The organism is Novosphingobium sp. KN65.2 (genome assembly GCF_001368935.1).
GTDB lineage: Bacteria > Pseudomonadota > Alphaproteobacteria > Sphingomonadales > Sphingomonadaceae > Novosphingobium > Novosphingobium mathurense.
Window position 1 is genome coordinate 1 of sequence record NZ_CCBH010000057.1, and the last position, 13,854, is coordinate 13,854.

Below are 13,854 nucleotides of genomic sequence, written 5' to 3' on the forward strand. Positions count from 1 at the left end.
CCCGGGGCCGCGGGGGGGGGGGCCCCCCTTTTTCTGTCTTCGTGCCTGTAATCCCGCGCTTCTCTTGCTCAGCAACGCCTTGCCAAGCGGCAGGCCAGCGGTTAGAGGCGCGCTGTCATCTGGGGAGTAGCCAGCTGGCGCCCGCGCAAGCGGACCGTCAGTGGCCTGTCGTCAACATACTTGGTCGAGAGACCATGGCGCACAGGAGAACGGACAACCGTTCGGGCGAGACCAATGGCGTTGCAGCTCCGCTCGGCCGGGCGGGTTCTGCCGCGCTATTGTCTTGTCTGTCGCCCGGCCCGGAGAATACCTTGGAAGCCCTGCTCACATCGACAGCCGTCGTCGCCCTCGCCGAGATCGGTGACAAGACGCAGCTGCTCGCCATCGTCCTGGCCACGCGGTTCAAGCGTCCCTGGCCGATCGTCGCGGGCATTTTCGTCGCGACGCTGGCCAACCACTTCCTGGCCGCGCTTGTCGGCGAACAGGCCGCTGCCTTCCTCGACGGCCTGTGGTTCCGTTATCTGGTTGCCGCCAGCTTCATCCTGATGGCCGCCTGGACGCTGATCCCCGACAAGTTCGACGAGGACGAAGAGGCCAGGCCCAGTCGCTTCGGCCCGTTCCTGGCGACCACGATCGCCTTCTTCATCGTCGAGATGGGCGACAAGACGCAGCTTGCCACGATCGCGCTGGGCGCGCGCTTCCAGAGCGTCCTGCCGGTGATGGCCGGGACCACCATCGGCATGATGATCGCCAACGTACCGGCCGTGTTCCTCGGCAACGAGATCATCAAGCGGGTACCGCTCAACGTCGTGCGCACGGTCGCGGCGCTGCTGTTCCTGGTGATTGGCCTGTGGCTGCTGGCGCAGACCGCGGGCTGGCTCGGCTGAGCCGCCTCAGAGCGTGTCGAAGACGTAGCCGAGCGAGCGCACCGTACGCAAAGGATTGCCTGCGCCCACGCCCTTCAGGGCTCGGCGCAGGCGTCCGATCCAGACATCGACGGTGCGTTCGTCCACCGGCGGCTCCTGCTTGCCGAGCGCGGCGATGAGCTGCGTGCGGGTGAAGACCCGGCCGGGATGCTCGATGAAATAGCGCAGCAGGCGCAGTTCGTTGGGCATCAGCGAGATCGGCTTGCCCTGCCAGCGAGCCTGGAATGCGGCAAGATCGACGGTCAGTTCGCCTTGCGCGACCACCCGGATCCCGGCGCTGTCCTGTTCGCTCACGCTCGCGCCCAGGACCCGGTCAAGCAGCGCGTTGCGGGTGAGCGGGCCGACCATGTAGTCGTCAGCGCCCATGCGCAGCGCGCGCTTGCGGTCCTCGACGTTGTCTTCTTCCAGAACGATCGTGACGTGCGCATGCGACGTGATCGCATCGGCACGCAGCCGCCGACACAGTTCAAGACCCGACATCTCGGGCAGAACCCAGTCGATGAAGATCCAGAGCGCCCCTTCGATCAGCGGCAGTTCGGCAAAATCGGTCCAGCGATGCAGTACAACCTCAAAGTCGTCGTGCCGGAAGGGCGCCAGCCCTCCGGTCAGTTCGCTTGCCAATAGAATGTCGATGCGCCGCATTGCCCCCGCCTTGTCAATACGTTGGGGTTACTGCCGCTGTAGTGTGACGAACGGGTGACATATCGATGACAGGTGCGTGAAAACTGGCACTGTCATCAAACTGACCCGCAAACGTCACGCCCGCGCAACCGGAAAATGCGAAGACAAACACCGGTAACAACCGGGGGAAGCATTCTGATGCGGACCGATGTCGACAGTCTTCTCGAACGCAGCGGCAAAATTCCGGCCTGGCTGGACTTGCCGGACCCGAAGGGCTTTCGGCCCAAGCGCAAGTATCGCACGATCTGGATTTCCGACGTTCACCTGGGAACGCGCGGCTGCAATGCCGCAATGCTTGTGGACTTCCTGCGCTCGGTGGAATGCCAGACGCTCTATCTGGTCGGCGACATCGTCGACGGCTGGCGCCTGCGTAAAGGCTGGTACTGGCCCGATGCCCACAACGAAGTGATCCGCCGCATCCTCAAGATGGCGCATCGCGGCACACGTGTGGTGTTCATCGCCGGCAATCACGACGAAATGCTGCGCGACTATGCCGGGCTGACTTTCGGCGGCGTCGAACTGGTGCTGGAAGCAGTGCACGAGACGCTCGACGGGCGCCGCCTGCTGGTGACGCACGGCGATGCCTTCGACGGCGTCGTGCTCTACCACAAGTGGCTCGCCTTCCTGGGCGACAAGGCATACGGCATGCTGCTGCGCGCCAACATCGCCTTCAACGCCGTGCGCCGCCGCCTGAAGATGCCGTACTGGTCGCTTTCCGCCTATATGAAGAAGAAGGTGAAGAACGCGGTCCAGTACGTGTGCAGCTACGAGGAAGCGGTGGCAAGCGAAGCGATCAACCGCGGCTTCGACGGCGTCGTGTGCGGCCATATCCACTGCGCCGAGATCCGCCAGTTCGGCGGCATCACCTATTACAACGACGGCGACTGGGTCGAGAGCTGCACGGCGCTGGCCGAAAGCCTTTCCGGCGAGATCGCGATCATCGACTGGGTCGCTGAAACCGGCGGCCACGACCACGCTTCACCGGCTGGCGTGCCCTCCGGAGCGGCAACCCCGGCAGGCACCCCGACAGAAACTCCTGCCAGGGTCGGCGCGTGAGGCTCACCCTCGCGACCGACGCCTGGCTTCCCCAAGTCAACGGCGTCGTCCGCTCGCTCTCGGCCACGCTCGACGAACTGCAGCGCCGGGGGCACGAAGTCGACCGGGTCACGCCGGAGCACTTCCTGACCGTGCCGATGCCCGGCTATGCCTCGATCCGGTTGGCCATGGCACCGCGTTTCGGCGTGCGCCGGATGCTCGACCGGTCCCGGCCCGACATCGTCCACATCGCCACCGAAGGACCGATCGGCTGGGCCGCTCGGGGCTGGTGCCTGTCGCGCGGGGTGCCGTTCACATCGGCGTTCCACACCCGCTTTCCCGAATATGCCGCGGTGCGCACCGGGATCAGCGCCGAGTGCTTCTGGCCGATCATGCAGCGCTTCCATGCGCCGAGCCGCGCCGTGCTCGTCTCCACCCGCAGTTTCGCGCAGGAACTGGCAGGTCGCGGGATCGGCCATACCCGGCGCTGGAGCCGCGGCATCGACCAGCACCTGTTTACGCCCGTAGGCCCACGCCACCCGGCCATGTGCGCCCTGCCCGGCCCGGTCCTGCTCAACGTCGGCCGTGTCGCGCCGGAGAAGAACCTGGAAGCCTTCCTCGATGCGGAGGTACCGGGCAGCAAGGTCGTCGTCGGCGACGGCCCGGCGCTCGAAAGCCTGCGCCGGCGCTATCCGCACGTCCACTTCCTCGGCGCGCTGTCGGGCGAGGAACTGGCGAGCGCCTACCGCGCCGCCGACTGCTTCGTGTTTCCCAGCCTGACCGACACCTTCGGGCTTGTCGTGATCGAAGCGCTGGCCTGCGGCACGCCGGTTGCGGGTTTCCCGGTCACTGGTCCGGTCGACATTCTCGGAACCGATGGATGCGGTGTGGATGCCCGCCTGCCGCGCCCGGCAGGCGCCGTCGATAACGCACTCGACACAGCCATTACCCGTGCCCTGACGGTCAGCCGCGACGATGCGGCGCGGCTCGGAGACCTCTATTCCTGGGAACGCGCCACAGACCAGTTCCTGAGCGCGATCTCCACCGCCGCGGACGACGCCGAACGAGACCTGCTCTCAGCCGCCTAGAGAATCGCACGCGCCGCTCATCCTGAGCGGAATATAACCTGAGAGATGCGCATGATGGCCGGGGCCGCGCGATCACAGCGCAGGCCCCTCGCCTTACCGGATCGGCGTCAGTTGACATCCATCGCGTAGCCCGCGGCGCGGACGGTACGGATCGGGTCGGTTTCACCGGCACGGTTGATCGCCTTGCGCAGGCGGCGGATGTGGACGTCGACGGTGCGTTCGTCGATATCCGAATCCATGCCCCATACGCCATCGAGGATCTGCTGGCGCGACACGACGCGATTGGGTCGTTCCATGAAATAACGCAGCAGGCGAAACTCGGTGGGACCCAGGTGCAGCGGCTCGCCGCCGCGACGCACGCGGTGCGAGGTCGCGTCGAGCTCTATATCGCCCCACTGCAGCACGCTGCCCGCCAGCGATGGCCGCGAGCGGCGCAGCAGCGCCTCGATGCGGGCCAACAGTTCGCGCGGGCTGAACGGCTTGGTGACATAGTCGTCGGCGCCGGTCTTGAGACCGCGGATCATGTCCTCTTCCTCACCGCGCGCGGTCAGCATGAGGATCGGGATCTGCGCGGTTTCCTTGTCCTTGCGCAGCTGGCGGCAGACCTCGATGCCCGGCACGTTCTCGATCATCCAGTCGAGGACGATGGCATCGGGTGCCTGCTCCTGCACCAGCAGGAGCGCTTCCTCGCCATCGCCGGTGCTGCGCACCTCATAGCCTTCGGCACTGAGGTTCCAGGTCAACAGTTCGCACAGCGCGCGGTCGTCTTCGACGACAAGGACGTTCGGGTTCATTCCGGAGCCCCCGTATCATCGGTCTGGCTGTCGCGCTCGGTACAGTATTCACCGGTCGCGGCATAGTAGACCATCTCGGCGACGTTGGTCGCATGATCGCCGATGCGTTCGAGGTTACGGGCAATGAAGAGCAGTTGCGTCGCCACGGTAATGGTCGAAGGGCTTTCCATCATGTGCGTGAGCAGCGAGCGGAACAGCGTGTTGTAGAACTGGTCCAGCTTCTGGTCGCGGCGGATGACTTCCACCGCCAGCGCCGCATCGCGTGACCCGTAGGCGTTGAGCACGTCGCGAACCATGCCCTCGGCGATCTCGGCCATCGCGGGCACGAGCGTGATCGGCTCGACCTTGTTGCGCCCGTCGAGGGCATTCACGCGCTTGGCGATGTTCTTGGCATAGTCGCCGATACGCTCGATCACGCCGGAGATCTTGAGTGCGGCGATGACGTCGCGAAGATCGTCCGCCATCGGGGCGCGCAGGGCGATGGTGCGCACCGCGAGACGGTCCACTTCGGCCTCGAGCGCGTCGAGCTTGGCGTCGGCGGCAACGACCTGTCCGGCGAGTTCCTCGTCGTGGTTTGTCAGCGCCTGAATCGCGTCGCGGATCGCCACTTCGGCCAGGCCGCCCATTTCGGCGACGAGCCCACGAAGCTGTCCGATCTCGGAGTCAAATGCCTTAACGGTATGGTCAACCATGGCTATTTCCTTGTCAGCCGTAGCGGCCGGTAATGTAGTCCTTGGTCTTTTCCTCGCGCGGATTGGTGAAGACCTGGTCGGTCTCACCATACTCCACAAGGTTGCCAAGGTGGAAGAATGCGGTGCGCTGCGAAACGCGCGCGGCCTGCTGCATCGAGTGGGTGACGATGACGATGGCGTAGTTTTCCTTGAGCTCGTCGATGAGCTCCTCGATCTTCGCAGTCGCGATCGGGTCGAGCGCGGAGCACGGCTCGTCCATCAGGATCACTTCGGGGCTGACTGCGATGGCGCGCGCGATGCACAGGCGCTGCTGCTGCCCGCCGGAAAGTGCGGTGCCGGCGTCGTGCAGGCGGTCCTTCACTTCTTCCCAAAGGCCGGCCTTGGTCAGCGAACGCTCGATGACCACATCCATGTCGGCCTTGTTCGAGGCCAGACCGTGGATGCGCGGACCGTAGGCGATGTTCTCGTAGATCGACTTGGGGAACGGGTTCGGCTTCTGGAACACCATGCCGACACGGGCGCGCAGGGCGACCGGGTCCATCGATGCGGCGTAGATGTCCTCGCCGTCGAGCAGGATCTCGCCGGTCACGCGGGCATCGGCAATCGTGTCGTTCATGCGGTTCAGCGAACGCAGGAAGGTCGACTTGCCGCAGCCCGAAGGGCCGATGAATGCCGTGACGAGACCGTTGTCGATATCGATCGAGACGTTGTCGATGGCCTTCTTCTGGCCATAGTAAACGTCGACGTTGCGGGCTGTAAGCTTGGTTTCGGTCATGTCCCTACCAGCGGACTTCGAACTTGTTTCGAAGGTAGATCGCAAGGCCGTTCATCGCCAGCAGGAAGACCAGCAGGACGATGATGGCGGCGGAAGTGTTCTGGACGAAGGCCTTGTCGATTTCGTCCGACCACAGGAAAATCTGCATCGGCAGCACGCTGGAAGGATCGGTGATCCCGCCCGGCGGGGTGGCGACGAAGGCACGCATGCCGATCATCAGCAGCGGCGCGGTTTCACCCAGCGCGCGGGCCATGCCGATGATCGTGCCGGTGAGGATGCCCGGCAGGGCAAGCGGCAGCACGTGGTGGAACACGGTCTGCACCTTGCTTGCGCCGATCGCCAGCGCGGCATCGCGGATCGAGGGCGGCACCGCCTTGATCGCGTTGCGGCCCGAAATGACGATGACCGGCATCGTCATCAGCGCCAGCGTCAAGCCGCCAACGAGCGGCGAAGAGCGCGGAAAGCCCAGCGTGTTGATGAACACGGCAAGGCCGAGCAGGCCGAAGATGATCGACGGCACCGCGGCCAGATTGTTGATCGAGACTTCGACCCATTCCACCCAGCGGCGGTTCTTGGGCGCGAATTCCTCGAGATAGACGGCAGCCAGCACGCCCATCGGGAACGAGAGCAGCAGCGTGACGAGCATCGTCAGCAGCGAGCCCTTGGTCGCGCCCCACACGCCCGCGACGTTGGCACTGGTCGAATCCGAACCCGACAGAAACTGCCAGTCGATCCCGCCAAGGCCATTGCGCAGCATGATGAAGAGCAGCAGCGCGAGGAAGGCGAGGCTCAGCGCGATGGCACTGAAGCCGAGCCACTTGAACCGGCGCTCGGCGGCATGGCGTTTGGCCAGGCGCCGGGCGAACTCGGGCGATTGCCAGCCTGCGTCAGTCATATGCTTCCCGGAAACGCTTCACGACCCGAAGGGCGATGATGTTGAGAATCAGCGTGACGATGAACAGCACCAGGCCCAGTGCGAAGGCCGAGAGCGTCTTGGGGCTGTTGAATTCCTGGTCGCCCGTCAGCAGCTGGACGATCTGGTAGGTCACGGTCGTCATGGAATCGAACGGATTGACCGAAAGGCGCGCGGCGGCGCCGGCGGCCATGACAACGATCATGGTTTCGCCGATGGCACGGCTGATCGCCAGCATCACGCCGGCGACGATGCCCGGCAGCGCGGCGGGCAGCAGCACCTTCTTGATGGTCTCCGACTTGGTCGCACCCAGCGCGAGCGAGCCGTCGCTCATGGCGCGGGGCACGGCAGCCAGTGCATCGTCCGCCATCGAGGAGACGAAGGGAATGATCATCACGCCCATCACGAGACCCGCGGCCAGCGCGCTCTCGGTCGAGGGATTCGCCATGCCCATGGAGCCGGCGAAATCGCGGATGATCGGGGCCACCGTCAGGGCGGCGAAATAGCCGTAGACGACGGTCGGAATGCCCGCGAGGATTTCGAGGATCGGCTTGAGGATCTTGCGGATGCGGCCCGAGGCATACTGGGTCAGGTAGATCGCGCTCATCAGGCCGAGCGGGATGGCGACCAGCATGGCGATGACAGCGCCGATGTAGATCGTGCCCCAGAACAGCGGCACGGCGCCGAAATTCTCGTTGAGGTCGGCACCAGCCGCATTGCCCGGCGCCCAGTGGGTGCCGGTCAGGAAGGCGATGGGCGAGACGTCCCTGAAGAACAGGCCGGCCTCGAACACCAGCGAGGCGACGATCCCGAACGTGGTGAGAATCGCCATCAGCGATGCGGTCAGCAGGAGGCCGAGCACGGCGCGCTCGACCTGCGTGCGCGCCGGGAAGCCCGCGCGCAGCTTGGTGAAGCCGTAGCCCCCGCCTGCCAGCGCCGCGATGACGACAAGCAGGGACCCGATCAGGCCGAAGCGCTGCTGGGCCGCGCGCATCGGCTCGGCCAGGGCGTTGGACAGCGGATTGAAGGCAACGGCATCGGGATTGGATGCGATGGCATTGGCATCGGCGAGGATCGCCGCGCGGTTCATGGCATCCGGCGGCAACTGGGCCGCGGCCGGATCGGCCAGGACCGCGCTTTCGACGAGGCCCGGCATGATTGCGGACCACACACCCCAGGCAAGCAGCGCCGGGGCCACGATCCACAGCGCCATGTGCCAGCCATGGTAGCCGGGCATCGAATGCATCGATCCCCGGCCGGTATAGAGCAGCCTGGCCCTGGCCCGTGCGGCAAACCAGCCGACGAGGCCAAGGCCGAAAACGGCCAGCAGGACTGCAGTGAAGATCATATCTGGCCGTTTACACGCTTACTTGAGGACCGAGGGGTCGAGCGGGGTCATGTTGGCGATGACTTCGGCATTCTTGGCGCGCACGTCTTCCGGCGCGACAATCAGGCCCTTCGCCTTGAGGTCGCCATCGGGACCCCAGTGCTTCACCCACTCCTCGACGTAGCCCTGAAGGCCCTTGATCGGGGCAAGGTGCTGCTTCTTGACGTAGATGTAGAGCGGACGGGCGCCCGGGTAGGAGAAGTTCGAAATCGTCTCGTACGTCGGCTCGACACCGGACATCGCGATGCCCTTGATGGTGTCGGCGTTCTCTTCGAGGAACGAGTAGCCGAAGATGCCGATGGCCTTCGGGTTCTGCGAAATCTTCTGAACGATCAGGTTGTCGTTCTCGCCGGCGTCGACGTAGGGACCATCCTCGCGGATGTCGTGGCAGGTCGCCTCGTACTTGTCCTTGTCGCTGTCCTTGAGTGCCTTCATCGCCGGATCGGTCTTGCAGCCGGCTTCAAGGATGAGTTCCTTGAGCGCGTCACGCGTACCCGAGGTCGACGGCGGGCCGTAAACGAGGATCGGCTCGGCCGGGAGCGACGGATTGACGTCCTTCCAGGTCTTGGCGGTGTTGGGCTTGCCGAACGGGTTGGCGGCCAGCGCCTTGTAGATGTCGGTCGGGGTGAGCTTCATGCCAGGGCCGTTCTTGGCTTCGGCGAAGGCGATGCCGTCGATGCCGACCTGGATTTCGACGATGTCGGTCACACCGTTCTTCTGGCACATCTCGTACTCGGACTTCTTCATCCGGCGCGAGGCGTCCTCGATGTCGGGGTGCTGGGCGCCAACGCCGGCGCAGAACAGCTTCATGCCGGCGCCGGTGCCGGTCGATTCGATCACGGGCGACTTTTCGCCGGTGGACTTGGCGTAGGCTTCGGCGACCGCGGTCGCGAAGGGATAGACGGTCGACGAGCCGACAGCCTTGATCTGGTCACGCGCGCCGGAGGACGAACCACCCGAGCCGCCGCAAGCGGACAGCGCCATGGCGGAAACCGCGGCGATGAAGAAAGTCTTGGTCGTATGCATGGCAATACCCCTTGGGCTTCAATTCTGGGACGCCCCTATTGGGGTACAATGACACTTCTATGACGATGAAGTGACATTGTGCTGCATCCCTTCAAATTGCGGAAAGATCTTCCGTTTTCCAGCAAGGGGCGCAATTGTCCGCAAACCGGAAACCCCCGATCGGCAACGTCGGCCGATCGGGGGCTGGTCTATAAGTAGACGCTTGGCCTTGCAAGGGAATCAGCGCCCCCCGAATGCGGGGCGAACCGATTCATCCGGCCCAGGATCAGAAATCGATCTGGGCGCGCATTCCCATGGCATCGACGCCATAGCGATCATCGCCATCCGCGGTGATCGCCGCATCGCGCAGCCACAGGTGCCCGTAGTTTGCCACGAATCGCAGGTAATTTGTCGCCGCCCAGACCACCGACACGCCCGCCGTTTCCTGGCGACCGCCGACGATTTCCGCATCGTTGAGATCCAGGTGATCGTAGCGCAAGTTGACCTGGATCGCGCCGATGCCGCCCGCGTCGATGCCCTTGGCGGGACGCAGGCGATCGAAGACCCCGTCCTTGTACGGCGCCTTCTCACCAGTGATGACGTAGCCGACTTCGGCGTAACCGCCCTTGAACGTCGGATCGCTCATGCCGGGGCGCGCCGCCCTGATCATATTGCCCTCGGCAACGGCGTGGAACGGCCCGGTCATGTAGGCCGCTTCAACGCCGTAGCGGCGCTCGCCAGTGGCTGCGATGGTGCCGGTGTCCACGAAGCGCACGCTCGTTGCGTGGAGGAAGGGGCGCGTACGATAGCGGGTGCTCGCGACCGAACCGGCGAAATCGTGATACTGCGCCGACGCACCCAGGTGCAGCGAGCCATTGCCCAGCTTGGGCATGAACACCACGCGTCCATTGACGCTCCAGTTCCTGTTCGTGTCAGTGCTCAGACTGGCGGTGTCATCCGAGAACACGCCCGCTTCGACGAGCACGTCCTTCGTCTTGTAGTTCGCGGCGAGGCCGATCCGCCGCTCGAAGCCGAAAGCCTGGCTGAAGGCGCTGCGTTCCATGAAAGTCGTGTTGAGGACTGCGGTCATGTCCTCAAGGCCGGTGAACGGGCGCTGGTTGCCCAGAACAAAGGTCAGGTTCCGATTCGCCTTGTAACTGATGTAGGCATCTGCAAGCGCGAGGCTGGAATTGGTCAGGTCGGCTTCGAAGCGGTAGCCGAGGCCACCAGGCATCGTGCCTTCGACACCGAGCCACGCGCGGCGCAGCTCCGTCGAAGTGCCGAGCGAGGCATTGGCATTCCTGGAAAGGCCGGAAGGTGCGTCGATACCGCCGACGTCCAGCTGGATTCGACCGCGCGGCTTGAAGCTCCAGCCCTTGTCATTGCTGAACTTGGGCGCCCCCTTCCAGTCGACCTTGACCGGAATTGCCTTCTGCGCGGTTTCCTTGGCCGAAATGGCCGTGGCGCTTGCAGCCTGTGCGGACTGGCTGGCGACTTCGACCTTCGCATTGGCCTGTGCAAGTTCAGATTCGAGACTGTCGATACGTTGCGCCATGGCTTCCATCTTGGCGCGCATGGCCTTCAATTCTTCCAGAACTGCCGCCGAATTGGCCACCTGCGCCTGTGCGGGAAGCGCCCAACCGGCAGACACGGCAACGGCCAGAGCCGAGATTGCCTGAAATTTTCTCACTGAACCTGTCCTTATACTTCCGATATATTTTGTTCGGCGACCCACGAGCGATGTACATGCAACAACGACCGGACATTCGGTTTTGGGGATTGCGACCAAACCACGATTGAACCGATCGAGCAGACCGGCTGGTTCACGCACATAGTTACAAATTGTGTCTGCCGATTTGGGAAGGCCTAGGGGATTGCGCGGATGCACAGCGTCAGATCGGGCAAACCGCCTTCGTTCCGTCAATATTTTGTTACAATGCAGTCATGTTTGTCACCAAACTGTCATTGAGAGGTCATATTGGCCCAACCCCATTGGGCCGAGGACATACCTCGGGGGCACAATGCGGAGTTTGACGAAGATGAGCCGACTTCTGGCCACGACAGCCTTGGCAGCCGTTATCGCTGCTTTCCCCGCGTCTGCGATGGCGCAAGAGATCGGCGATGCCGAAGCGCAGAACATGCGCGAGGAAATCCGAGCACTTCGCGCGCGACTCGAAGCGCTCGAGAGCCGCCTTGCAACCGGCGCCGATCAGACCGGTACGCCCGCACAGACCGGCGCGGCCGCAGTCGCTTCAACCTCTCCGGCCACGCAGGCTGAAGCACCGGCCGCGAGCGAAAAGCCGGCCGCCAAGCCCGCCACGAAGATTGCATGGAAGGGCAGCCCGCAATTCACTGAGGGCGACAAGCAGTTCAAGGTAAAGGGCCGCATCCAGGCCGACGCCAACTATGTCTCGGCACCCTCGAGCCTTGCCGACAGGGGCCTTGGCTTCTCGAACGAGATGCGCCGCATCCGTCTGGGCGCGCAGGGCAAGCTGGGGGCAGGATTCGGATACAAGCTGGAGCTGGAACTCTCAGATAACTCGGTCGATCTGGTCGATACGTATCTCAGCTATTCCAAGGGCCCCTGGCTGATCACGCTCGGCAACCAGAACAGCTTCCAATCGCTCGACGAACTCACCGGCGACACCACCGGCAGCGTCATGGAGCGCGCAGCATTCACCGATGCGTTCAATTTCGAACGTCGCCTCGGCCTTGGAGCGCAATACTCGCGCGGGCCATTACTGGCACAGGTCGGCGTGTTCACCGACGACATCGGCGCGCTTTCCAACAGCAGCGACGGCGCGAACGGCGGCGATGAGAACAACTCGATCAGCTTCGACGGCCGCCTCGTATTCGCGCCGAAGATCGGCAAGACCCAGTTGCACTTCGGCGGCTCGGCGCACTGGCGCAAGCTCAACCGCCTGGAGGACAGCACCACGCGTTATCGCCAGCGCCCGTTCGTCCACTCCACGAATACCCGCCTGATCGGGACCCCGGCAATGAACCTGTCGGACGAAACGCACTATGGCCTCGAACTCGCCGCGATCTCAGGCCGTTGGCACGGTGTGGGCGAAGTCCACGCCCAGCGCGCCAATCGCATTGGCCTTCCCGACGTGACGTTCCGCGGCGCTTATGCAGAAGTGGGCTATTTCCTCACCTCGGGCGACAGCCGCGGCTACAAGGACGGCATCTTCTCTTCGTCGGCACCGGCCCATCCGCTGGGCAAGGACGGCATTGGCTCGATCCAGGTCAACCTGCGCTACGACTGGCTCGACCTCAACAGCCGCGACATCCGCGGCGGAACGCAGAACGGCTACATCGTCGGCCTGATCTGGTCGCCGATCGAGAACCTGCGCTTCAACGTGAACTATGCGCTGCTCGACTACAGCGGCGCGACGGCCCTGCCCTCGGGTGATCGGGACTACAACGCGCAGGTCATCGGCACCCGCTTCGAACTCGACTTCTGACGATCGCCGCGGCGGTAGGGACAACCGTCTCTGCCGCCGCGCTGCCAGACTTACTCCGCCGGCTGCTCCTCGCGCAAGGGCAGCATCATCGAGGCAGTCGTCCCGGCACCGGGGCGGCTGTCGATATCGAAGCGGCCGCGGTGACGCTCGACAATGTGTTTGACGATAGACAGGCCCAGCCCGGTCCCGCCAACGGCCCGGCTGCGGCTGGTGTCGGCGCGGTAGAAGCGCTCGGTCACGCGCGGCAGGTGTTCGGGTGCAATGCCCTCGCCCTCGTCGCGTACGGTAGCAAGGACCCAGCCGGTACTCGCCGCCTCGATCGAGACTTCGACCGGACCTTCGGCCTTGCCGTATTTCAGCGCGTTATCGATGAGATTGCGCAGGACTTGCCCGATCTGCCCGCGATCGCCGGCAATGACGGCCTTCTCGCAGTTCGACCTGACCGTGACGGTCGCCCCGGTGCGGAATTCCCCCGCAATTTCATGCGAGAGCGCGACCATGTCGACGCGATCGGCGGGCACCTCGTGCTTGACCGCTTCGATCCGTGACAGGGACATGAGATCGGAAATCAGCGACTGCATGCGCTGCGCCTCGTGCCGGATCGTCTCGAGGAAGCGCTGGCGAACGCCTTCGTCGCCACCCGCCTTGGGATTCATCAGGGTCTCGACGTAGCCCAGCACATTGGCGAGCGGCGTGCGCAGTTCATGGCTGGCGTTGGCGACGAAGTCGGCATGGGACTTGGCGACGCTGACCCGCTCTGACAGGTCGTAGAGGCTGACCAGCCGCTCGTTCGAACCCAGCACCCGGCAATCGACCTGCCAGACGCTGCCGCCCGTGGAAAGCCCGGAGACCTGCGCGGTTCCGCCCTTGTCGCTGAGGATCGCGGCCACCGCCTTGGGATCGCGAATGGCAATGCGCACATCCTGCCCGACGATATGCACGCCCAGCAACGCCTTGGCCGCGGAATTGGCAAAGCGGACCTGCCCTCTCGCCACGACCATGGCGGGCGTCTGCAGATGTTCCAGAAGGCCGACACCCTCCACCGTCATGAATGCGCTCTCCTTGTTGCCCCGGTCGTGGGGCCCGCCAGC

The 13,854-nt window shown here is 64.3% G+C and carries 13 protein-coding genes; 4 read left to right on the forward strand and 9 right to left on the reverse strand.

All coding sequences use genetic code 11. The features are described from left to right. The first annotated feature begins 311 nt into the window (after positions 1 to 311). The gene (locus SPHV1_RS01940; RefSeq protein WP_054944428.1) at positions 312 to 887 is read left to right on the forward strand and encodes a TMEM165/GDT1 family protein; all 576 of its coding nucleotides are present in this window, start codon (positions 312 to 314) and stop codon (positions 885 to 887) included. Between the two features lie 6 nt (positions 888 to 893). Here the strand turns inward: SPHV1_RS01940 and SPHV1_RS01945 are convergent, their stop codons facing one another. Further along, entirely contained in the window at positions 894 to 1,568 is a 675-nt protein-coding gene (locus SPHV1_RS01945; RefSeq protein ID WP_054944429.1) for a response regulator transcription factor, read from the reverse strand. A 177-nt stretch (positions 1,569 to 1,745) separates the two neighbouring features. Between SPHV1_RS01945 and SPHV1_RS01950 the strand changes: the two genes are divergently transcribed. Continuing rightward, positions 1,746 to 2,663, forward strand: coding sequence for a UDP-2,3-diacylglucosamine diphosphatase (locus SPHV1_RS01950; protein WP_054944430.1), 918 nt, complete (start codon positions 1,746 to 1,748; stop codon positions 2,661 to 2,663). Beyond that, positions 2,660 to 3,730 carry a glycosyltransferase family 1 protein gene (locus tag SPHV1_RS01955; protein ID WP_054944431.1) on the forward strand — a complete coding sequence of 357 codons (1,071 nt, stop codon included), beginning with the start codon at positions 2,660 to 2,662 and terminating at the stop codon, positions 3,728 to 3,730. Before SPHV1_RS01950 ends, SPHV1_RS01955 begins: the two co-directional genes overlap by 4 nt. A gap of 107 nt (positions 3,731 to 3,837) precedes the next feature. Here SPHV1_RS01955 and phoB read toward each other — a convergent pair whose 3' ends face one another. The 7 genes from phoB to SPHV1_RS01990 all read right to left on the reverse strand — a co-directional run bounded on the left by phoB (position 3,838) and on the right by SPHV1_RS01990 (position 10,986). After that, on the reverse strand, positions 3,838 to 4,524 hold the full coding sequence (gene phoB, locus SPHV1_RS01960; RefSeq protein ID WP_054944432.1) for a phosphate regulon transcriptional regulator PhoB: 687 nt from the start codon (positions 4,522 to 4,524) through the stop codon (positions 3,838 to 3,840). After that, entirely contained in the window at positions 4,521 to 5,216 is a 696-nt protein-coding gene (gene phoU, locus SPHV1_RS01965) for a phosphate signaling complex protein PhoU (RefSeq protein WP_007012105.1), read from the reverse strand. Before phoU ends, phoB begins: the two co-directional genes overlap by 4 nt. 13 nt (positions 5,217 to 5,229) lie before the next feature. Further along, positions 5,230 to 5,991 carry a phosphate ABC transporter ATP-binding protein PstB gene (gene pstB, locus SPHV1_RS01970; protein ID WP_054944433.1) on the reverse strand — a complete coding sequence of 254 codons (762 nt, stop codon included), beginning with the start codon at positions 5,989 to 5,991 and terminating at the stop codon, positions 5,230 to 5,232. Positions 5,992 to 5,995: 4 nt separating this feature from the next. Next, positions 5,996 to 6,886 (reverse strand): phosphate ABC transporter permease PstA, encoded by an 891-nt coding sequence (gene pstA, locus SPHV1_RS01975; RefSeq protein WP_054944434.1) that lies wholly within the window; start codon positions 6,884 to 6,886, stop codon positions 5,996 to 5,998. After that, positions 6,879 to 8,252: a phosphate ABC transporter permease subunit PstC gene (gene pstC, locus SPHV1_RS01980; RefSeq protein WP_054944435.1), complete on the reverse strand. Its 1,374-nt coding sequence runs from the start codon at positions 8,250 to 8,252 to the stop codon at positions 6,879 to 6,881. Before pstC ends, pstA begins: the two co-directional genes overlap by 8 nt. Positions 8,253 to 8,270: 18 nt before the next feature. Next, positions 8,271 to 9,317, reverse strand: a complete 1,047-nt coding sequence (locus tag SPHV1_RS01985; protein WP_054944436.1) for a substrate-binding domain-containing protein — start codon at positions 9,315 to 9,317, stop codon at positions 8,271 to 8,273. A gap of 265 nt (positions 9,318 to 9,582) precedes the next feature. After that, positions 9,583 to 10,986, reverse strand: a complete 1,404-nt coding sequence (locus SPHV1_RS01990; protein WP_054944437.1) for a porin — start codon at positions 10,984 to 10,986, stop codon at positions 9,583 to 9,585. Positions 10,987 to 11,335: 349 nt separating this feature from the next. Here SPHV1_RS01990 and SPHV1_RS01995 point away from each other — a divergent pair, with 349 nt between their 5' ends. Beyond that, positions 11,336 to 12,763 carry an OprO/OprP family phosphate-selective porin gene (locus tag SPHV1_RS01995; protein WP_054944438.1) on the forward strand — a complete coding sequence of 476 codons (1,428 nt, stop codon included), beginning with the start codon at positions 11,336 to 11,338 and terminating at the stop codon, positions 12,761 to 12,763. A 50-nt stretch (positions 12,764 to 12,813) separates the two neighbouring features. On the opposite strand, the gene SPHV1_RS02000 is transcribed toward SPHV1_RS01995, so the two are convergent. Further along, positions 12,814 to 13,812: a cell wall metabolism sensor histidine kinase WalK gene (locus tag SPHV1_RS02000; RefSeq protein WP_054944439.1), complete on the reverse strand. Its 999-nt coding sequence runs from the start codon at positions 13,810 to 13,812 to the stop codon at positions 12,814 to 12,816. Positions 13,813 to 13,854 lie beyond the last annotated feature (42 nt).

Bases quoted from the DNA above. Each gene is read 5' to 3' on its own strand.
- SPHV1_RS01945 (WP_054944429.1), bottom strand. From the start codon at position 1,568: ATGCGGCGCATCGACATTCTATTGGCAAGCGAACTGACCGGAGGGCTG.
- SPHV1_RS01950 (WP_054944430.1), top strand. From the start codon at position 1,746: ATGCGGACCGATGTCGACAGTCTTCTCGAACGCAGCGGCAAAATTCCG.
- phoB (WP_054944432.1), bottom strand. From the start codon at position 4,524: ATGAACCCGAACGTCCTTGTCGTCGAAGACGACCGCGCGCTGTGCGAA.
- phoU (WP_007012105.1), bottom strand. From the start codon at position 5,216: ATGGTTGACCATACCGTTAAGGCATTTGACTCCGAGATCGGACAGCTT.
- pstB (WP_054944433.1), bottom strand. From the start codon at position 5,991: ATGACCGAAACCAAGCTTACAGCCCGCAACGTCGACGTTTACTATGGC.
- pstA (WP_054944434.1), bottom strand. From the start codon at position 6,886: ATGACTGACGCAGGCTGGCAATCGCCCGAGTTCGCCCGGCGCCTGGCC.
- pstC (WP_054944435.1), bottom strand. From the start codon at position 8,252: ATGATCTTCACTGCAGTCCTGCTGGCCGTTTTCGGCCTTGGCCTCGTC.
- SPHV1_RS01985 (WP_054944436.1), bottom strand. From the start codon at position 9,317: ATGCATACGACCAAGACTTTCTTCATCGCCGCGGTTTCCGCCATGGCG.
- SPHV1_RS01995 (WP_054944438.1), top strand. From the start codon at position 11,336: ATGAGCCGACTTCTGGCCACGACAGCCTTGGCAGCCGTTATCGCTGCT.
- SPHV1_RS02000 (WP_054944439.1), bottom strand. From the start codon at position 13,812: ATGACGGTGGAGGGTGTCGGCCTTCTGGAACATCTGCAGACGCCCGCC.